We start from the raw sequence: 18,207 nt of genomic DNA on the forward strand, positions 1-18,207 counted from the left end.
GTTGACTACGGTCATGATCACCAAGGGCGTCATCCACCAGGTCGAGAGTGCGACTGTCCGGGATCGCAACGGCGTGTCAGTCGGCAAGGTCGTTCAGGTGTTCCCCTCCGACGAGGACGGCAGTGCGGCCTACGTCTGTGTCGCGACGGGACTGCTCGGGCGACACCAGGCGCTCGTCCCCGCCGACGACGCCACGTTCGACGGCACGGACGTGCACGTCGGGTACACGAAGGACGCGATCAAGGACGCGCCGTCCCTCGGAGCCGGACGCACCTTGTCCCCCGCCGAGGCGAACGCCGTCCGCAAACACTTCGGGCTGTCCCACACCGGCGCTGCAACCGGGGACATGGGTGACCCCCACGAGAACCTCGATCAGGCCGGGACAGGTCTTGCGGGCGCAGACGACACCGAAGGCGCAGGGACGACCCCGCCGGCCTGAACGCCACTGGGGTGAACGGCGCCGAGACCATGGCTATCGCCCACACCAAGCAAGGCAGCGGCCAGTCCTCTGGCGAGCGCGTGTTCCCTCGATGATGCGCGCTCCTCTGAGCGTGGCCGACGCGGGTTTCTCGGAGGAGCATGCCCGTCTTCGTCCGACGGGCTCCGCGGCCATCACACACGCGCAGCACCGCGATGAGGCTGTTGCGAACCCCCACCTCGTCGCAGCGTGGTCACGTGTCATGGGAAGTCACCCTCCGACACACATCGACACAACCCTTCTCGCGGGCGTTCGGCGATGCCACAGTCTCGCCATGGCGCACATCTGGTCGGGCTGTCCGCCCACACCGGACGAATCGACACCACCCGGCGCCACACCACGCGACAGGTAGCAGCCCAGACCACGAAGGAGTCCTCGTGACCATCAGCAACCAGACCGCCGACAGCACGATCGACGAGGGCGCCGACGACGAGCTCCTCGCCCGTTTCCGTCCGATCTTCGACCGCATCGCTGCCGGCGCCTCCGAGCGCGAACGCGACCACCGCCTCCCGTTCGAGGAGATCCGCGAACTGGCCGCCGCAGGATTCGGCGCCGTCCGCGTCCCCGTCGCCCACGGCGGAGCCGGGGCGACCCTGCCCCAGCTGTTCCGCCTGCTGACCGAACTCGCCGCTGCTGACAGCAACATCCCCCAGGCGCTCCGCGGTCACTTCGCGCTGGTGGAGGATCGGCTGGTCGCCCGGTCCGGAGACCGCGAAGGGTGGCTGGACCGCTTCGGCCGCGGTGAGATCGCCGGCAACTCGTGGACCGAGGTCGGGTCAGTGCAGGTCGGCGACGTGATCACGAAGGTGACCCCGCAGGCGGACGGGACGTTCCGGATCACCGGCCAGAAGTACTACTCGACCGGCAGCATCTTCGCCGACTGGATCGACACCTACGCTGAGCGCACGGACACCGGCGAGCGGGTCATCGCGATCGTCGACGCGCACCAGCCCGGGGTCACGCACACCGATGACTGGGACGGGTTCGGGCAGCGCACCACCGGCTCCGGTACCAGCACCTTCGACGACGCCGTCGTGCAGGCCGATGGGGTGATCCCCTTCGACGAGCGGTTCAAGTACCAGACGGCGTTCTACCAGGGCGTGCTGTTGAGCGTCCTCGCCGGGTCCGTACTCGCAGCCGAACGGGAGATCGCCCGCGAGGTCCGCAACCGCACCCGCGTCTTCTCCCACGGCAACGCCGACACGTTCGCGGCAGACCCGCAGATCCTCCAGGTCGTCGGCGAGGTGTCGGCGGCCGGGTTCGCCGCCACCGCCATCGTCGACCGGGCCGCCGCGGCCCTGCAGGGTGCGTACGAGGGAGCCGGGCTCGACACAGCCGAGGACGAGCGCCGCAACGACCGCGCCGAACTCGCGACCGCGCAGGCGCAGGTGGCGCTGACCACGCTGGCGACGACGGCGACCTCGCACCTGTTCGACGCGCTCGCGGCGTCCGGGGTGAGCACGACGAAGAACCTCGACCGGCACTGGCGGAACGCTCGCACCGCCGGCAGCCACAACCCGTGGGTGTTCAAGGCGCGGATCATCGGTGACCACGCGGTCAACGGTGCCGAACCGCCCCGCGTCTGGGCGATCGGTGCGACCCGCACCTCGTGACGCCTGCACCGGAAGCTGGCCGCGTGACTGCACGCGATCTCGTGACACACGACGGACGGGAGGCGCGGTGCCAGCTGGCACCGCGCCTCCCGTCCGGTACACGGTCGCGAACACGCGACGGTGGCGTCGCCACCATCTACATGTCGGCGATGAGACGGAGCGTGTACCCGTCGGGGACCGTCTGGTGTTCGACGTAGTGCATGAACACCGGCGCAGCCTGGTCGGCCGTGAACAGCTCGGCTGGATGCCGGGGCTCGTGCGCCGCCTGCACGTCGATGGTCTCCGTGAGCGGTTCCGACAGATCGTGGGCACGGCCGACGATGGAGAAGCGGTACTCGCCGTCGTCCTCACGGCGGCGCAGCTCCACGCTCATCTTCTCCGCGGTGCCACCGGCCTGCAGGTACGAGCCGCCGTACTCGTCGATGACCGCCTGCGGGCCGGCGCGCCAGGTCTGGTCGTCGATCGGCGCGGAGAAGACGAGCCACGCGAAGTGGTCGTCGTTGTCGAGAAGGCCGAGGCTACGTCGCACCTGGTCCGGGAGCGGTCGGAACGTGTCGTTCAGCACACTGCTGACCGACCCGTTGGTTTTCGTGATGATCAAGGCGGGCTCCTCCACGTGCTCGTCGGCGACAGAGGTGATCGTGATCCGCGCTCCTCTGAGCGTGGCACACGTGGGTTCGTCGGGGCATCACACCCCCCCTGGTCCGACGTTGGCAGCTCGCGGTTCGGCGCTCGCCGAACGGACCATGGCGTCGACGAACGAGATGCCCGCTCGGCCCAGGCTGCGACCGCACGTCCCGAGCCGCGGACCGTCGCTGGACGACTCAGTGGGGCCTGTCGAACGATTTGAGCTCCTGCGGGACTGCGGACACCGAACCGCGTACCCGGATCGGCATCGGGACGAGCTGTTCACCGACGGTCAAGTCCGGGTCAAGGAGGATGCGGACCGCCAGGGCCCCCATCTCCTCGTACGGCAGCGCCGCGGTGGTCAGGGTCGGTTCGAGGTACAACGCGATGTCGTCGTCGTCGAAGGAAACGACTGAGACGTCCTCGGAGACCCGGAGTCCCGCTTCGGTCAGCGCACGGTAGACACCGAAGGCGAGCCGGTCGTTCAGGGCGATCACCGCTCCAGGGCGACGGCCGCTGGCGAGCAGGCCCCGCATGGCTTCGTAGCCGTGGTCGGGATCCCACTCGGGCATGTCGATCTCACTGATCGGCACGACGTCGTGGGCCGCGAGGGCCGCCGATATCCCGGCGAGGCGCCGTTCGATCGCGCGGGTGGTCCAAGCCGGGCGGACGGACCGATCGCGGCCGATGATGACGACGTCCTCGGTGTGGCCGGCGTCGAGCAGGAGCCGCACGATCGACTCGCCGCCGGCGTGCTCATCGGCGAGGACGGTGGCGGTCGGACGGGATGCGACTGCGTTGAGCATGACGACGGGGATGTCCGCGTTGATCTCAGGGAGTTCGACGGCGTGCGGTCGGATCGAAGCGTAGATGAGCCCGTCCACCTGGTGGTCGACGAGCACACCGAACGACGAGACGATCCCGGCCTGCTGGTCCTCGGTCTCGGTGATGAAGAGGACGTATCCCTGGCGCTTCGCCTCGGCGAGGGCGCCGCGGATCATGCCCGACCCGAACCGGTCAGTCGTGATGGCCTCGGAGACGAGTCCGATGACACCGGACCGGCGAGTGGTGAGTGACCGTGCAGTGAGGTTCGGTCGGTAACCGAGTTCACCCGCTGCGGCACGGATGCGGGCTGCGGCGTCGACGGAGACGCGCGATGCCGGGTGGGAGTTGAGCACCTGCGAGACGGCTGCCTTGGACAGCCCGACGCGAGCGGCGACGTCGGAGAGCGTCACTCGACGGGCGCTCATCTCGACCTCGTCGTCATTGTTCGCACCTCTCCAGCATACGGGCTTGACAGACCGTGGTGAACCGGTACACCATACGTGCTTAACCGGTTCACCATGGCGGTGGACCCCTCGATGATGAGTGGTGGAACCCCGTGCACGACCTTCCCTCGACCGACGGCCAACGCCGCTTCCGGGCAACGGTGCTCCCGTGCTGAGGCTCCCCGACCACTGGGTGTGGGACTTCTGGTTCGCCGACGACGGCGACCGCCACCACGTGTTCTTCCTCCACGCACCGCGGTCACTCGGCGACGAGCACCGTCGACACCGTGCAGCCCGCATCGGTCATGCCGTCTCCGACGACCTCGTCGACTGGGCGATCCTGGACGGACCGTTCGGGCCCGGTCCCGACAACGCGTTCGACGGGACGACGACCTGGACCGGGAGCGTCGTGCGCGGCCAGGACGACCGCTGGCGGATGTTCTACACCGGCACACGGTTCCTCGAGGACGAGCCCGTCCACACCAACATCGAGACGGTCGGGGTCGCCGTGTCCGACGACCTCGTCACCTGGCAGAAGCTGCCCGGCCCTGTGACGCGCTCCGACCCCCGCTGGTACGAGACCCTCGGCAACGACCCCGACGTCGACGGCGCACTCTTCCCGGAAGAGGCCTGGCGCGACCCGTGGGTCCACGAGGACCCCTCTGGCGGCCTCTGGCACATGCTCGTCACCGCCCGCTCCACCGAGGGAGCGCTCGACGACCGCGGAGTCATCGGACACGCGACGTCCACCGACCTCGAGCGCTGGGAGGTACAGCCACCGCTGACCTCACCCGGATCGGGCTTCGTCCACCTCGAGGTACCGCAGGTCGTGCAGGTCGACGGCGCCTGGTTCCTGGTGTTCTCCTGCCCCGCTGACGCCCTCAGCACGGCCAATCCACGCGCCGACGAGACACCGGGCACCTGGTCGGTCCCGATCGACGGGCCCTTCGGTCCGTTCGACGTGACGGATGCCGAGCCGCTGACCGACGTGACGTGCTACTCGGGCCGGATCGTCCGTCGTCGCGACGGCTCACCCGTCCTGATGACCTTCGCGAACGGCCGCGCCGGAGAACCCCTGCCCGGCTTCCTGCACGACCCGGTCGACGTGCACGTCGTCGACGGTCGGCTGGCCCTCCGTCCAGCGACGCCCACGGCCCAGACCCAGACCCAGACCCAACCCTGCCCCGCCGGCAGCGGTACGGCCGCTCCCTGAGCGCCGTCCCACCGACCGACACCCGATCCCACTCAAGGAGAACCATGCACACCACGTCCCTCGTCCGCCGGACAGGAACGGTCATCGCCCTCGCCGCGGTCGCCGCTGCTGCCCTCACCGGCTGCTCCTCCGGCTCCGCTTCCAGCAGTGCTGCTGGCAGCGGGACCGGCAGCATCGTCGTCTGGGGCCACCAAGGCCAGGACTCCGAGGTCGCGGCCATCCAGAACGCCGTCAAGGGCTTCAACGCGTCGCAGAAGAAGGTGAAGGCGACCCTGAAGCTCATCTCCGGCGACACCTACACCAGCACCGTGACGAACACCCCGACGAACAAGTTGCCGGATGTGCTCGAGATCGACGGCCCGACGCTCGCGAGCTACGTCTACAACGGCAAGCTCACTCCGCTCAGCGACTACGTGTCGAAGTCCACCGTCAGCAACGCCACGAGCGGCTCGATCGCCGAGGGTACCGACAACGGCAAGCTCTACGGCCTCGCGCAGTACAGCTCGGCGATGGGCCTCTACGGCAACAAGAAGCTCCTCAAGGCCGCCGGTGTTCAGCTCCCGACTTCGCCGTCCACTGCGTGGACGCCGGAACAGTTCTCGGCGGCGCTGAAGAAGCTCGCCGCGGCGAACTCCTCAGGGAAAGCGCTCGACCTCACCGAAGCGTCGCTGAACGCCGAGTGGGGCACGTACGGCTTCTCGCCGATGGTCCAGTCTGCCGGGGGCAACCTCGTCCAGGGTGACAAGGCCACCGGTGTGATGAACTCCGCCGCCTCGGTCAAGGCCCTCGAGGACATCGCGTCCTGGAAGCCCTACGTCGACGCGAACACGGACGGCAACGCCTTCCAGAACGGCCGCGTCGCGCTGAGCCTCAGCGGACACTGGAACTACCCGGCCTACTCGAAGGCGGTCGGCAGCAACCTCGTGGCCCTGCCGCTGCCGAACTTCGGCAAGGGTGAGAAGGTCGGCGCCGGGTCCTGGACCTGGGGCATGAGCTCGGCCACCAAGAACGGCAAGGCCGCAGGTGCCTTCATGGACTACCTGCTCAACGACACCAGCGTCAAGGCGATCACGGACGCGAACGGTGCTCCGGCAGCGACGAAGTCCGTGTTCGACAAGCAGGCCGACTACCAGCCCGGTGGTGCCCTCGCCCTCTGGGGGCAACAGCTCGAGCAGTCCTGCCCCGCCACGGCGATCACGGACTCCTGTATCGCGGTCTACCGACCGGTGACCCCGGGCTACCCGGTCATCACCTCGAAGTTCGCCAGTGCGCTCTCCGCGGTCTGGGGCGGCGCCGACGCGAAGGAGCAGCTGACCACCGCGGCCCAGTCCATCGACCAGGCCTTCTCCGACAGCAACGACTACAAGTGATCGGCGGTGGAGACGTCGGCCTGCCCGACGTCTCCACCGGCACCGCCCCCGAACAGGACGACCAGGAGCACCAGTGACCAGCACGACCAGTCCCCAGTCGGATGCCCCGCCGACGCCATCCAGGGCGCGGGAGCACCGCGCTCCCCGACAACTGCGCAAGCAGCGGAGCGGCACCTTCGCCGGTCCGCTGATGGCCCTCCCCGCGATGAGCGGCATCGTCCTGTTCATCGCAGTACCCTTCGTCGCCGCGATCGGGCTGTCGTTCTTCAACGTCCAGATCGGGTCGCCGCGTCCGCCGACGTTCCTCGGGTTCACGCAGTACGTGCGCCTCTTCACCGACCCCGTCGAGGCGCCGCAGTTCTTCCGCGCTCTCGGCAACAACCTCTTCTTCGCCGCGGTCGTCATCCCGGTGCAGACCGGGCTGGCGCTCGTGTTCGCCGTCCTGCTCAACCAGCAGCTCAAGGGCATCAGGTTCTTCCGCACGTTCTTCTTCATGCCCGTCGTCTTCCCCATGGCGCTCGTCGCCGTCATCTGGCGCGTCATCCTCGACCGCAGCGGGGACGGCCTGCTGAACAGCGCGGTCGAGACCGTGACCGGCGGGACCGTCGGCGCGCACAACTGGCTCGGCTCCGGCAACACGGCGATGCTCTCCGTCATCGTCCTGTCGGTCTGGCAGGGCGTCGGCTTCCAGATGGTGATCATCCTCGCGGCGTTGCAGGAGATCCCCGAGGAGCGCTACGAGGCCGCACGACTCGACCGAGCGAACGTCTTCCAGCAGTTCCGCTACATCACCGTGCCCGGCGTCCGGAACACCCTGATCTTCGTCGTGCTGCTCACGACGATCTTCGCCTTCCGGGTCTACGACCAGGTGTACATCCTGATCACCACCGCCGGCGGGAACGAGAACGCCCTCCGCACGGTCCTGTACCAGGCGACGAACGCGATCCTCGCCGAGAACAGCGTCGGCCAGGCTGCCGCCATCTCGGTGGTCCTCTTCCTGATCATCGTCGTCATCACCCTCGTCCAGCGAGCCGTCCTGCGCCAGAGGAGCGAAAGTTGAGCACCATCCGACCCACCCGCAAGCGACTCTCGAAGGCCGGCTCCTACGCCATCCTCATCGTGATGTCGGCGGTCATGTTCTCGCCGATCTACTACCTGCTGATCGGCAGCTTCAAGCCGAGCTCCGAGGTCCTCGACGGCTTCACCGGCTTCCTCCCCATCCACCTGTCGCTCCAGAACTACCTCGGGGTCTTCAAGGCCCTCGACTCGGACGCGACGGGGTACTTCTGGCGGTTCATGGGCAACTCCGTCGCCATCTCGCTGGTCATCGTGCTCGGCGGGCTCGTCGTGAACTCGATGGCGGGCTACTCCTTCGCGCGCCTGCAGTGGCGCGGCAAGAACGCGGTGTTCGTCATCGTCGTCCTGCTGATCATCGTGCCGTTCGAGTCCGTTGCGGTCCCGCTGCTGTTCCTGCTGAACGGCCAGCGCGACACCCTGTTCGTGCAGATGATCCCGTTCGTGGCGAACGCGTTCTCGATCTTCTTGTTCTACACGTTCTTCCTCAACCTGCCGAAGAGCATCGAGGAGGCCGCGCGCCTGGACGGTCTCGGGGCATTCGGCACGTTCGCCCGGGTCGTCGTCCCGAACGCCAGACCGGTCTTCGCGACCGTGGCCATCCTCACGTTCCTCAGCTCGTGGGGGTCGTACCTCTGGCCGTCGATCGTGACGTCCGATCCGACCGCCCGCCCGCTCCCGCTCGAGATGAGCGTGTTCTCCGGCCAGACGCCGGTCGACTGGGGACAGACGTTCGCCTTCGGGACCCTGCTGGTGCTGCCGGTCCTGATCGTCTTCCTCGCGTTCCAGCGGTTCTTCATCCAGAGTGTCGCCGGTTCGGCCGTCAAGGGATGACGCTCGCCTGCTCGAGTCGAGGTGGAACCGGTCGGTCGCAGACGCCCCTTCCGAGCTGAACCTCGACGGGGGTGCCAGCAAGCCTCTCGGGCGGCGGGGCCGGTGAACGAAGGACGCCCCGCCGGCCGAAGCCAGCGGGGCGTCCCCGTCGAGTCAGTCCAGGATCAGAAGTCCCAGTCCTCGTCCTCGGTGTTCACGGCCTTGCCGATGACGTACGACGAGCCGGACCCCGAGAAGAAGTCGTGGTTCTCGTCCGCGTTCGGCGACAGGGCGGAGAGGATGGCCGGGTTCACGTCCGTGATGTTCTTCGGGAACATCGGCTCGTAGCCCAGGTTCATCAGCGCCTTGTTGGCGTTGTAGTGCAGGAACTTCTTGACGTCCTCGGTCAGACCGACCTCGTCGTAGAGGTCCTGCGTGTACTGCACCTCGTTCTCGTACATCTCGAACAGCAGCGAGAACGTGTAGTCCTTGAGCTCGTCGCGCTCGGCCTGCGTGAGGGTCTCGAGGCCCTTCTGGTACTTGTACCCGATGTAGTACCCGTGGACGGCTTCGTCACGGATGATCAGGCGGATCAGGTCGGCGGTGTTCGTGAGCTTCGCGCGCGACGACCAGTGCATCGGCAGGTAGAAGCCCGAGTAGAACAGGAACGACTCGAGCAGCGTCGAGGCGACCTTGCGCTTCAGCGGGTTGTCGCCCTGGTAGTAGTCCATCACGATGGACGCCTTCTTCTGCAGGTTCGGGTTCTCCTCGGACCAGCGGAAGGCTTCGTCGATCTCACGCGTCGACGCGAGGGTCGAGAAGATCGACGAGTAGGACTTGGCGTGCACCGACTCCATGAACGCGATGTTCGTGTAGACGGCTTCCTCGTGCGGGGTGATCGCGTCGGGGATGAGCGACACGGCGCCGACGGTGCCCTGGATGGTGTCGAGCAGGGTCAGACCGGTGAACACGCGCATGGTCAGGGTCTGCTCGGCCGGCGTCAGCGTGTTCCACGACTGCACGTCGTTCGACAGCGGCACCTTCTCGGGCAGCCAGAAGTTGTTGACGAGACGGTTCCAGACCTCGACGTCCTTGTCGTCCTGAATGCGGTTCCAGTTGATGGCCTGGACCCGATCAATGAGCTTCAGCTTCTCGACCAACGTGTGTTCCTTACAGAGATGGTGACTAAGTGACGGACTGGAGGCGCGGTGCGGGTTGGCACCGCGCCTCCAGGGAGCAGAGCGGCAGCTCTACAGCATGCAGCTGACGCAGCCCTCGACCTCCGTGCCCTCCAGCGCGAGCTGGCGGAGACGGATGTAGTAGATCGTCTTGATGCCCTTGCGCCATGCGTAGATCTGCGCCTTGTTGATGTCACGCGTGGTGGCGGTGTCCTTGAAGAACAGCGTCAGGGACAGGCCCTGGTCCACGTGCTGCGTCGCCGCGGCGTACGTGTCGATGATCTTCTCGGCACCGATCTCGTACGCGTCCTGGTAGTAGTCCAGGTTGTCGTTCGTCATGAACGGCGCCGGGTAGTAGACGCGGCCGAGCTTGCCTTCCTTGCGGATCTCGATCTTCGACGCGATCGGGTGGATCGACGACGTCGAGTGGTTGATGTACGAGATCGAACCGGTCGGCGGGACGGCCTGCAGGTTCTGGTTGTAGATGCCGTGCTCCTGGATGGACGCCTTCAGCGCCTTCCAGTCGTCCTGCGTCGGGATCGTGATGTTCGCGTTGTCGAACAGCGAGGCGACGCGAGCCGTCGCGGGGGTCCACGTCTGGTCGGTGTACTTGTCGAAGAACTCACCCGATGCGTACTTCGAGTCGCGGAAGCCGTCGAAGGTCTCGCCGGTCTCGATCGCGATCTTGTTCGACGCACGAAGGGCGTGGAACAGCACCGTGTAGAAGTAGATGTTCGTGAAGTCGATGCCCTCTTCGGAGCCGTAGTAGACGCGCTCACGAGCAAGGTAACCGTGCAGGTTCATCTGGCCGAGGCCGATGGCGTGCGACTTGTCGTTGCCGTCCTCGACGGAACGCACCGAGGTGATGTGCGACATCTGCGAGACCGAGGTCAGGCCGCGGATGGCGGTCTCGATGGTCTTGCCGAAGTCGGGCGAGTCCATCGTCAGCGCGATGTTCAGCGAGCCGAGGTTGCAGGAGATGTCCTTGCCGATCTCCTTGTAGGACAGGTCCTCGTTGAAGGTCGTCGGGGTGTTGACCTGCAGGATCTCCGAGCACAGGTTGGACATGTTGATCCGACCCTTGATCGGGTTGGCCTTGTTCACCGTGTCCTCGAACACGATGTACGGGTAGCCCGACTCGAACTGGATCTCGGCGATGGTCGTGAAGAAGTCACGCGCCTTGATCTTCGTCTTCTTGATGCGCGAGTCGTCGACCATCGCGCGGTAGTTCTCGGAGATCGGGACGTCGCCGAAGGGGACGCCGTAGACCTTCTCGACGTCGTACGGCGAGAACAGGTACATGTCCTCGTTGTTCTTCGCGAGCTCGAACGTGATGTCGGGCACGACGACGCCCAGGGACAGCGTCTTGATGCGGATCTTCTCGTCGGCGTTCTCGCGCTTGGTGTCGAGGAACTTCATGATGTCCGGGTGGTGGGCGCTGAGGTAGACCGCGCCGGCACCCTGACGCGCACCGAGCTGGTTCGCGTAGGAGAAGGAGTCTTCCAGCAGCTTCATCACGGGGATGATGCCCGAGGACTGGTTCTCGATCTGCTTGATCGGGGCGCCGGCCTCGCGGATGTTGGAGAGGAGCAGGGCCACGCCGCCGCCGCGCTTCGAGAGCTGCAGCGAGGAGTTGATGCCGCGCGAGATCGACTCCATGTTGTCCTCGATGCGGAGCAGGAAGCAGGAGACGAGCTCGCCGCGCTGTGCCTTCGCCGTGTTGAGGAACGTGGGGGTCGCGGGCTGGAAGCGGCCGGCGACGATCTCTTCGACCAGGTCGATGGCGAGCTGCTCGTTGCCCTGGGCCAGGCCGAGGGCGGTCATGACGACGCGGTCCTCGAAGCGCTCCAGGTACCGCTTGCCGTCGAACGTCTTGAGCGTGTAGCTCGTGTAGTACTTGAACGCGCCGAGGAACGTCTGGAACCGGAACTTCTTCGAGTACGCCAGGTCGTTGAGTCGCTGGATGAAGTCCAGCGAGTACATGTCGATCGTGGCTTGTTCGTAGTACTCGTTCTCGACCAGGTAGTCGAGCCGCTCCTTCAGGTTGTGGAAGAAGACGGTGTTCTGGTTGACGTGCTGCAGGAAGAACTGCTTGGCGGCCTCACGATCCTTGTCGAACTGGATGTTCCCGTCCGCGTCGTAGAGGTTGAGCATCGCGTTGAGGGAGTGGTAGTCCATCCCCGTCTGCGGCGACGTCAGATCGACGTCTGCAACTGCTGCGTCCAAAATGCATCCAATCCTGAGTTGACCGCCGACACGTCGTCAGGGGTCCCGAAGAGTTCGAATCTGTAGAGAAGGGGGACGTTGCACTTCTGTGCGATGACGTCCCCTGCGAGGCCGTACGCCTCGCCGAAGTTCGTGTTGCCACCCACCACCACGCCGCGGATGAGCGAGCGGTTGTGGGCGTCGTTGAGGAACTTGATGACCTGCTTGGGCACTGCCCCGTCGCCGTTGCCGCCACCGTAGGTGGGCAGCACCAGGACGTAGGGCTCGTCCACGTGCAGGAACGGTTCGCTCGGGTAGATCGGGATCCGGTCCGCATCGCGGCCGAGCTTCTCGACGAAGCGTGCGGTGTACCCGGACACGCTCGAGAAGTAGACCAATCGGCTCATGGTGCGCTCCTCGTGGAAAGGTGCGGACAGGCGGACCGGGCGGGCCAGGAGCGGCGAGTCGCGCCTCCCGAGATGCCCTGCCCGCGGGCCCCTTCGGGGCCCGCAGGACGACTACGCCAGTTCGGCGCTGAGGGTCGCGATCTTGTCGGGGCGGAAGCCCGACCAGTGGTCGTCGTCCGTGACGACGACGGGGGCCTGCATGTAGCCCAGGCTCTTGACGTGCTCGAGCGCTGCTTCGTCCGTGGACACGTCGTGCACTTCGTACTCGATGCCCTTGTTGTCGAGGGCCCGGTACGTCGCGGTGCACTGGACGCAGGACGGCTTGGTGTAGACGGTGACGGCCATGTTCTCCCCTGGTTCCTACTGGTTTCTGCTGTGCTGTGGAGGTGGTGCTGATGTCTGTCCGCAGTCGTGTCCGGGAGGGGCCGCTGCGATGTCTCCACACTACATCTAGTGGCTAGCCGCAGCACCGACCACAAGAGGGAGTGTTACAGCCGTGTAGTTCTCCACAACGCCCTCCACAGTCTGTGGATTCCCGGGAGGCCCGAGTTTCCGCCAGTCTGCGGCCGGCCACCGACACTTCTCCACACCGGGGGACAGTCCCGATCCACAGATGTGGAATCAGCCCATCGGCGTGTCGCGAAGGCCCCCTCCCCAGGACGGGGGACACCCCGATCCGGCCGGTCCGTACACTCGTCTCGTGAGTACGTACGGGCCCCTCCTGAAGACCCCTGGCGTGGGTCGTGTCATCGCCGCACAGCTCACCGCACGGTTCCCGTTCGGCATGCTGTCGCTGGCCTACCTGCTGCACGTCGAGCACGTGTTCCACTCCTACGGCGCCGCCGGTCTGGTGCTCGCGACGACGAGTGTCGGGCAGGCGCTGGCCGGGCCGCTGACGAGCCGCTGGATGGGCAGCTGGGGCATGCGCCCCGTCCTCATCCTGACGAGCATCGTCGCGCTGGTCAGCATGGTGGTGATCGCGTTCGTGGTCATGCCGCTCTGGGGCTACGTGGTGGTCGGGTTCCTCGGCGGTCTGGCGGTTCCACCCGTGCAGCCGGCGGTGCGCACCATCTACCCGAAGATGGTGACGTCGGCGCAGCTCACACCCCTCTTCTCCCTCGACGCCAGCGCGCAGGAGCTCATCTGGGTCGCCGGCCCCGTCATCACCACCTTCGTCGCCACCCAGGTCGGCACGGTCGAGGCGATCGTCGTCGCGATGGTCTTCCTGGTCGTCGGCGGCGCGTGGTTCATCGCCTCCCCCGAGCTCGGCCGCGTCCGCATCCCCCGTTCGAAGCGCGCCTTCGGTGTCGTGCTGAAGCGCCCCGCCGTCGTCGTTGCCACCCTGACCGGTCTGCTGCTCATCGGGGCGTGCGCGGCGGTCGAGGCGAGCGTCACCAGCGTCTTCGGTGAGGGCAGCCCGAACGCCGGCATCGTCCTCGCGGTGTTCGCGGTCGGTTCGCTCGCCGGCGGCCTGGCGTTCGGCCACCGCCCGATCTCCCGCAACACCCTGTGGACGCGCATGGCCGTCGTGTTCGTCGGCCTCACCCTGGCCCTCGGCGGCACGGGCTTCTGGTGGCTCTGCCTCGCCCTGGTCATCGCGGGTGTGGGCATCGCGCCGGCCCTCGCGGTGATGTTCGGTTCGGTCTCCGCCACCGTCAAGTTCTCCGACACGGCCGAGGCCTACGGCTGGATGGGCACCGGCCAGCTGATCGGCGCGGCCGGCGGTTCGGCGATCGCCGGCTTCCTGATCGACGGCAGCGGCCCCGTCGGCGGCTTCACCGTCGGCGCCGTGATGGCCGGCCTGGGCGTGCTGCTCCCCCTGGCGATGCGGAGCTGGCTGCCCGACCTGCGCGGCCGCGACGCCAGCCCGCTCCCCGACACCGAGCCGGTGCACCTGCCGACCTGAGCGGACGCTTTCGGGCGTACCTGGTCGAATCGGGCGTACCCGGTCGGAAGTTCTGAGCAGGTACGCCCGTTTCCACTCGCCATCGCCGCCGGTATGGGAAGGAACGTGCGCCCGGCGTACGGGTCGCGTTCTCCACAGATTGCCTGGAGGCCCGGCGCGCGCCCGCCAGGCACCGGCAGGATGGGTGCATGGTCACCTCAGTTCCCCTGCGCGACGGCCGCTCGATCCCCGCGATCGGCTTCGGCGTCTACAAGGTCGACGACGCACAGGCCGAGACGGCGGTCGGCCTTGCGCTGGACGCCGGCTACCGGCACGTCGACACCGCCGAGATGTACGGCAACGAGACCGGCGTCGGCAAGGCGATCCGGGCCTCCGGGCTGGACCGTGACGATGTCTTCGTGACGACCAAGGTGTGGAACGACCACCAGGGGCGCGAGCAGACCCTGCGGGCGTTCGACGGAAGCCTCGAGCGACTGGGGCTCGACGCCGTCGACCTCTACCTGATCCACTGGCCGGCCGCCGCGAACGACCGCTACGTCGAGACCTGGCGGGCGCTGGTGGAACTGCGCGAGTCGGCGCGGGCTCGGAGCATCGGCGTCTCGAACTTCCAGGTGCCGCACCTGCAGCGACTCATCGACGAGACCGGCGAGGTACCGGCGCTGAACCAGGTCGAACGGCACCCCTGGCTGCCGCAGCGCGAGCTCATCGCGTTCCACGAGCAGCACGACATCGTCACCGGGGCGTGGTCCCCGCTCGGCCGCGGGCGCCTGATCGACGAGCCAGTGCTGACCGGCATCGCGGACGCGCACGGCGTGAGCGTGGCGCAGGTGCTCGTGCGGTGGAACGTCCAGCAGGGCGTGGTGGTGCTGCCGAAGTCGGTCACGCCCTCGCGGATCCGGTCGAACCTCGACGTGGACGGGTTCGAGCTGACCGACGACGAGCTCGCGGCGATCGCGACACTCGAGTCCGGCCAGCGGACGGGCTCCCACCCGGACACGGTGTCGTAGCGGGCGGGGTACGCACCGGTCAGCCACGGCGAGGGCAAGGTCGTACTGTCGAGGGGTGATCGATCCTCAACAGGCCGCCCGTGAACATCTGCGTCCCGATGAGCACCTGTACTGGGCGGGCACCAGTGACCCGGCCAAGCTCTTCTCGGGCCGCGACGGCTTCCTCATTCCGTTCTCGCTGCTCTGGTGCGGATTCGTCGGCTTCGGCACCGTCAGCGTCCTCCGAGACGGTCAGATCGGGCCAGAGCTCGTCATCTTCCCGCTCTTCCTCGTCCTCGGCCTCCACTTGCTGTTCGGCCGGTTCCTCGTGAAGCTCCACCGGAAGCGGACGACGGTCTACGCCGTGACCGACCGCCGCGCCCTGGTCATCACGGCGCGTGGGACCCGCGACGTCCCGGTGGGCCGATCGGACCGCACGACGCGCTGGTCGGCCGACCGACGGCACTGCACGGTCGAGTGGCAGGAGCAGTTCGGTCCGTTCGCTGGCGTGACCCGCGGTCTGCAGACGCAGATCTACGCGAACACCGGACTCGATGGATTCTTCGGTCCGCAGCTCGTGGCGTTCTGGGACGTCCGCGACGGCGAGGAACTCGTGCGCGCACTCGAGCTCGCGACCCGGTAGCCCGGATCAGCCCCGGCGGTCCTCCTCTGACTGCCACGGCAGGTGCAGGTCGCCCGGTTCGGGCTCCACGTCGCCGGCGTCGTCCGCGCCGCCGGTCCCGGGGGCCGCGATGACCTTGGACGGGTCGATGCCGTCCTCACGCAGGTCGTCGTCGTCACGCTGCTTCGTCTGGGACGCGTCCATCTCGCGCTCACTCGACGGGCTGTACGACGTGTCCGCCGCCCGCTGCTCGCGGCCGCTGACCCCGTCGACGTCGTCGCTGTGCGCCGCGTCGCGGAGCGCATCGTTGCGTGCTCGGTCGTCGGACGGCTCGGGGCCGGGGGCCTTCGGGATGCTGTCGCTCATGGTGTTTCCTCCTGCAGCGGACGCTAGTCCTCGGCCCCGTGTAACGAGTCTGGCTCGGTCCGCTCCCCGCACTCGATGACGCCCCTGGCCCCCGCTACGCTGCCGACGAGGGGGAACGATGCGACGAACACGGACCGCGACGACCGCGGTGATCGGCTCGCTACTGGTGGGGCTGCTGCTCGCCGGGTGCACGGCGTTCGGCGGCGACGACGCGATCCCGACGCCGACGCGACAGGCATCACTCGACGGGACGAGCCGGAGCCCGGGAACCGACCCGACTCCCGCCGCAGAACAGGTCAGCACGCCGCAGGTCCTGGCGGCCGGCACGGTCGCCGCCGAGACCGATGTCGTCTCGGCGAGCGGTGACACCCGGATCCACGTGCGGGTCGTCGCGAACGAGAGCGGTACCTTCGACGCCGAGTTGTCCGGCTACCGCACGACGAACCCGCAGTGGATGAGCTTGGAGTTCCGCGGAGGTGACGCTGACGGTGCCGGCGACGCCAGCGGGTACCGTGCCGGAGTCGTCATCTGGGACCCGGAGACCGGCGCTCCGGACTCGGTCGGGCTGTCAGACGCCGGCCCCACTCCGGACTTTCTGCACAGCGTCGCGCTCGTGCCGGCGCCGTCTGATGACGGGGACGATTCCGGACGCACCGGCATCGGCTCCGTGCTCGCAATCGCTCCGTTGCACTGGACGATCCCCGACCCGTACCCGGACCTGCAGGTCGACGTGGGCGCATCGCGGCCCGGGGCGAACGGTTGGGTGCACGAACGTGACGGCGTGCCGGTGTCGTACCAGGTGTCGAGCGACGACGCGCAGGTGACGGTCGCTGAGCGCTTGGGCATCACCGTCGCGCAACTCCGCTGGCTGAACCCGTCGCTGCAGACGGGAGCGGACGACCAACTCATCACGGACACCGATCTCAACCTGGATCCCGCAGCGCGCTGATCCGGTCGCCGCCCCGCCGGACGGAGCCCGTCCGTACGGTCGGTTACGGTTGACCAGCACTCGCGAGCACTCGGCACCACCAGGAGGTCCCATCGTGACGATCGTCGCCGCCGCAGACGGCTCAGCCCTCGGCAACCCCGGCCCCGCCGGATGGGCCTGGTACGTCGACGACGACCGGTGGGCGGCCGGAGGCTGGCCCCGCGCGACGAACAACATCGGCGAGCTCACCGCCGTGCTGCAGCTGCTCCGTGCCACGAAGGACACCGGCGAGCCGCTGCACATCCTGTGCGACAGCCAGTACGCCATCAAGGCCTGCACCGAGTGGCTCGCCGGCTGGAAGCGCAAGGGCTGGCGGAAGGCCGACGGCAAGCCGGTCCTCAACGTCGAGATCATCAAGGAACTCGACGCGGAACTGCAGGGTCGCAAGGTCACGTTCGAGTGGGTCCGCGGCCACGTCGGTCACGAGATGAACGAAGCTGCCGACGTCCGTGCCCGTGGTGCTGCCACCGCGTTCCAGAACGGCACCGACGTGCCGCACGGTCCTGGCTGGCCCAACGTCGAGGTCCCCGAGCCGTCCGCGCTGCCCGACGCCACCCCGCCCGCGACCCTCTTCTGACGGCGGAGCGGCAAGCAGCGACTTCGGCGGAATCGAAACCGCCAGACGAACCTCCACTCGAACCGGAAGCAGATCTGATGCCCGACAGCACCGCCCCCTTCGACGGAGAGGTGGAACGGGCTCAGTCGCATGCCGTCGAGCGGATCATCGCTCGCACATCGGCTCTGGGGGCAGACGAATTCCACCCGGCTGACGGGAAGACCGAGCTGGGCGGTCAGTAAGTCCTGTCCCCGCGGGTCAGTAGGTCCCGTCGCGCCGATCCTGCTGCGTGATCTGCTCCCCCGACGCCGGGTCGACGCCCGAGCGCGTGGTGGTCGTGGTGCGGCGACCGCCGAACGCCACGGCGAGGCTGATGATGAGCAGCACGACACCGGCTGCCATCAGGATGTAGCCGATCAGGCGCAGGTCGACGCCGGCGAGCTGGATGTTCAGCGCGAAGGCGACGATCGCGCCGATGACGATCAGGGCGATGCTGGATCCGATGCGCATGACGCAGTCCTCTCGGGTCGGGGTGGT

The 18,207-nt window shown here is 67.5% G+C and carries 19 protein-coding genes; 11 read left to right on the forward strand and 8 right to left on the reverse strand.

Annotation, left to right across the window (positions count from 1 at the left end):
- Positions 1 to 13 precede the first annotated feature (13 nt).
- Both BIU95_RS07825 and BIU95_RS07830 read left to right on the forward strand, forming a co-directional pair.
- Positions 14 to 439 carry a hypothetical protein gene (locus BIU95_RS07825; RefSeq protein WP_071251305.1) on the forward strand — a complete coding sequence of 142 codons (426 nt, stop codon included), beginning with the start codon at positions 14 to 16 and terminating at the stop codon, positions 437 to 439.
- A gap of 416 nt (positions 440 to 855) precedes the next feature.
- A complete protein-coding gene (locus BIU95_RS07830; RefSeq protein WP_071251306.1) occupies positions 856 to 2,091 on the forward strand; it encodes an acyl-CoA dehydrogenase family protein in 1,236 nt (411 codons plus the stop codon).
- A gap of 136 nt (positions 2,092 to 2,227) precedes the next feature.
- On the opposite strand, the gene BIU95_RS07835 is transcribed toward BIU95_RS07830, so the two are convergent.
- Both BIU95_RS07835 and BIU95_RS07840 read right to left on the reverse strand, forming a co-directional pair.
- Positions 2,228 to 2,692 (reverse strand): hypothetical protein, encoded by a 465-nt coding sequence (locus tag BIU95_RS07835; protein WP_139179699.1) that lies wholly within the window; start codon positions 2,690 to 2,692, stop codon positions 2,228 to 2,230.
- Between the two features lie 223 nt (positions 2,693 to 2,915).
- Positions 2,916 to 3,968: a LacI family DNA-binding transcriptional regulator gene (locus BIU95_RS07840; RefSeq protein ID WP_031259559.1), complete on the reverse strand. Its 1,053-nt coding sequence runs from the start codon at positions 3,966 to 3,968 to the stop codon at positions 2,916 to 2,918.
- A gap of 187 nt (positions 3,969 to 4,155) precedes the next feature.
- Here BIU95_RS07840 and BIU95_RS07845 point away from each other — a divergent pair, with 187 nt between their 5' ends.
- The 4 genes from BIU95_RS07845 to BIU95_RS07860 all read left to right on the forward strand — a co-directional run bounded on the left by BIU95_RS07845 (position 4,156) and on the right by BIU95_RS07860 (position 8,477).
- Positions 4,156 to 5,199: a hypothetical protein gene (locus tag BIU95_RS07845; protein ID WP_071251308.1), complete on the forward strand. Its 1,044-nt coding sequence runs from the start codon at positions 4,156 to 4,158 to the stop codon at positions 5,197 to 5,199.
- Positions 5,200 to 5,243: 44 nt separating this feature from the next.
- Complete coding sequence (locus BIU95_RS07850) at positions 5,244 to 6,569, forward strand: extracellular solute-binding protein (RefSeq protein ID WP_071251310.1); 1,326 nt, start codon at positions 5,244 to 5,246, stop codon at positions 6,567 to 6,569.
- A 73-nt stretch (positions 6,570 to 6,642) separates the two neighbouring features.
- Positions 6,643 to 7,629: a carbohydrate ABC transporter permease gene (locus BIU95_RS07855; RefSeq protein WP_235045669.1), complete on the forward strand. Its 987-nt coding sequence runs from the start codon at positions 6,643 to 6,645 to the stop codon at positions 7,627 to 7,629.
- A complete protein-coding gene (locus BIU95_RS07860; protein ID WP_017886893.1) occupies positions 7,626 to 8,477 on the forward strand; it encodes a carbohydrate ABC transporter permease in 852 nt (283 codons plus the stop codon). Before BIU95_RS07855 ends, BIU95_RS07860 begins: the two co-directional genes overlap by 4 nt.
- Positions 8,478 to 8,641: 164 nt before the next feature.
- Here BIU95_RS07860 and nrdF read toward each other — a convergent pair whose 3' ends face one another.
- The 4 genes from nrdF to nrdH form a co-directional block, all read right to left on the reverse strand.
- The gene (gene nrdF, locus BIU95_RS07865) at positions 8,642 to 9,616 is read right to left on the reverse strand and encodes a class 1b ribonucleoside-diphosphate reductase subunit beta (RefSeq protein ID WP_017886894.1); all 975 of its coding nucleotides are present in this window, start codon (positions 9,614 to 9,616) and stop codon (positions 8,642 to 8,644) included.
- Between the two features lie 90 nt (positions 9,617 to 9,706).
- Entirely contained in the window at positions 9,707 to 11,812 is a 2,106-nt protein-coding gene (nrdE, locus tag BIU95_RS07870; RefSeq protein ID WP_017886895.1) for a class 1b ribonucleoside-diphosphate reductase subunit alpha, read from the reverse strand.
- Positions 11,813 to 11,829: 17 nt separating this feature from the next.
- Positions 11,830 to 12,246: a class Ib ribonucleoside-diphosphate reductase assembly flavoprotein NrdI gene (nrdI, locus tag BIU95_RS07875; protein WP_031259561.1), complete on the reverse strand. Its 417-nt coding sequence runs from the start codon at positions 12,244 to 12,246 to the stop codon at positions 11,830 to 11,832.
- Positions 12,247 to 12,357: 111 nt separating this feature from the next.
- Positions 12,358 to 12,591: a glutaredoxin-like protein NrdH gene (nrdH, locus tag BIU95_RS07880; protein WP_017886897.1), complete on the reverse strand. Its 234-nt coding sequence runs from the start codon at positions 12,589 to 12,591 to the stop codon at positions 12,358 to 12,360.
- Between the two features lie 355 nt (positions 12,592 to 12,946).
- Between nrdH and BIU95_RS07885 the strand changes: the two genes are divergently transcribed.
- From BIU95_RS07885 to BIU95_RS07895, 3 genes are all read left to right on the forward strand, one after another.
- A complete protein-coding gene (locus BIU95_RS07885) occupies positions 12,947 to 14,152 on the forward strand; it encodes an MFS transporter (RefSeq protein ID WP_056069857.1) in 1,206 nt (401 codons plus the stop codon).
- A 188-nt stretch (positions 14,153 to 14,340) separates the two neighbouring features.
- A complete protein-coding gene (locus BIU95_RS07890; protein ID WP_071251312.1) occupies positions 14,341 to 15,159 on the forward strand; it encodes an aldo/keto reductase in 819 nt (272 codons plus the stop codon).
- Positions 15,160 to 15,214: 55 nt separating this feature from the next.
- Positions 15,215 to 15,781 (forward strand): hypothetical protein, encoded by a 567-nt coding sequence (locus tag BIU95_RS07895; RefSeq protein WP_017886900.1) that lies wholly within the window; start codon positions 15,215 to 15,217, stop codon positions 15,779 to 15,781.
- 6 nt (positions 15,782 to 15,787) lie between these two features.
- Here BIU95_RS07895 and BIU95_RS07900 read toward each other — a convergent pair whose 3' ends face one another.
- Complete coding sequence (locus BIU95_RS07900; RefSeq protein WP_017886901.1) at positions 15,788 to 16,126, reverse strand: hypothetical protein; 339 nt, start codon at positions 16,124 to 16,126, stop codon at positions 15,788 to 15,790.
- 118 nt (positions 16,127 to 16,244) lie between these two features.
- Here BIU95_RS07900 and BIU95_RS07905 point away from each other — a divergent pair, with 118 nt between their 5' ends.
- Together BIU95_RS07905 and BIU95_RS07910 are read left to right on the forward strand one after the other, a co-directional pair.
- A complete protein-coding gene (locus BIU95_RS07905; protein WP_139179700.1) occupies positions 16,245 to 17,075 on the forward strand; it encodes a hypothetical protein in 831 nt (276 codons plus the stop codon).
- A 94-nt stretch (positions 17,076 to 17,169) separates the two neighbouring features.
- Positions 17,170 to 17,691 (forward strand): ribonuclease H, encoded by a 522-nt coding sequence (locus BIU95_RS07910; RefSeq protein WP_017886904.1) that lies wholly within the window; start codon positions 17,170 to 17,172, stop codon positions 17,689 to 17,691.
- Positions 17,692 to 17,928: 237 nt separating this feature from the next.
- Here the strand turns inward: BIU95_RS07910 and BIU95_RS07915 are convergent, their stop codons facing one another.
- Complete coding sequence (locus tag BIU95_RS07915; RefSeq protein WP_071251316.1) at positions 17,929 to 18,180, reverse strand: DUF6458 family protein; 252 nt, start codon at positions 18,178 to 18,180, stop codon at positions 17,929 to 17,931.
- Positions 18,181 to 18,207: the final 27 nt, after the last annotated feature.

This window comes from Curtobacterium sp. MCBA15_007, from assembly GCF_001864905.1.
Taxonomy (GTDB): domain Bacteria; phylum Actinomycetota; class Actinomycetes; order Actinomycetales; family Microbacteriaceae; genus Curtobacterium; species Curtobacterium poinsettiae.

Bases quoted from the DNA above. Each gene is read 5' to 3' on its own strand.
- nrdE (WP_017886895.1), bottom strand. From the start codon at position 11,812: ATGGACTACCACTCCCTCAACGCGATGCTCAACCTCTACGACGCGGAC.
- BIU95_RS07840 (WP_031259559.1), bottom strand. From the start codon at position 3,968: ATGAGCGCCCGTCGAGTGACGCTCTCCGACGTCGCCGCTCGCGTCGGG.
- BIU95_RS07825 (WP_071251305.1), top strand. From the start codon at position 14: ATGATCACCAAGGGCGTCATCCACCAGGTCGAGAGTGCGACTGTCCGG.
- nrdH (WP_017886897.1), bottom strand. From the start codon at position 12,591: ATGGCCGTCACCGTCTACACCAAGCCGTCCTGCGTCCAGTGCACCGCG.
- BIU95_RS07900 (WP_017886901.1), bottom strand. From the start codon at position 16,126: ATGAGCGACAGCATCCCGAAGGCCCCCGGCCCCGAGCCGTCCGACGAC.
- nrdI (WP_031259561.1), bottom strand. From the start codon at position 12,246: ATGAGCCGATTGGTCTACTTCTCGAGCGTGTCCGGGTACACCGCACGC.
- BIU95_RS07890 (WP_071251312.1), top strand. From the start codon at position 14,341: ATGGTCACCTCAGTTCCCCTGCGCGACGGCCGCTCGATCCCCGCGATC.
- BIU95_RS07905 (WP_139179700.1), top strand. From the start codon at position 16,245: ATGCGACGAACACGGACCGCGACGACCGCGGTGATCGGCTCGCTACTG.
- BIU95_RS07915 (WP_071251316.1), bottom strand. From the start codon at position 18,180: ATGCGCATCGGATCCAGCATCGCCCTGATCGTCATCGGCGCGATCGTC.
- BIU95_RS07850 (WP_071251310.1), top strand. From the start codon at position 5,244: ATGCACACCACGTCCCTCGTCCGCCGGACAGGAACGGTCATCGCCCTC.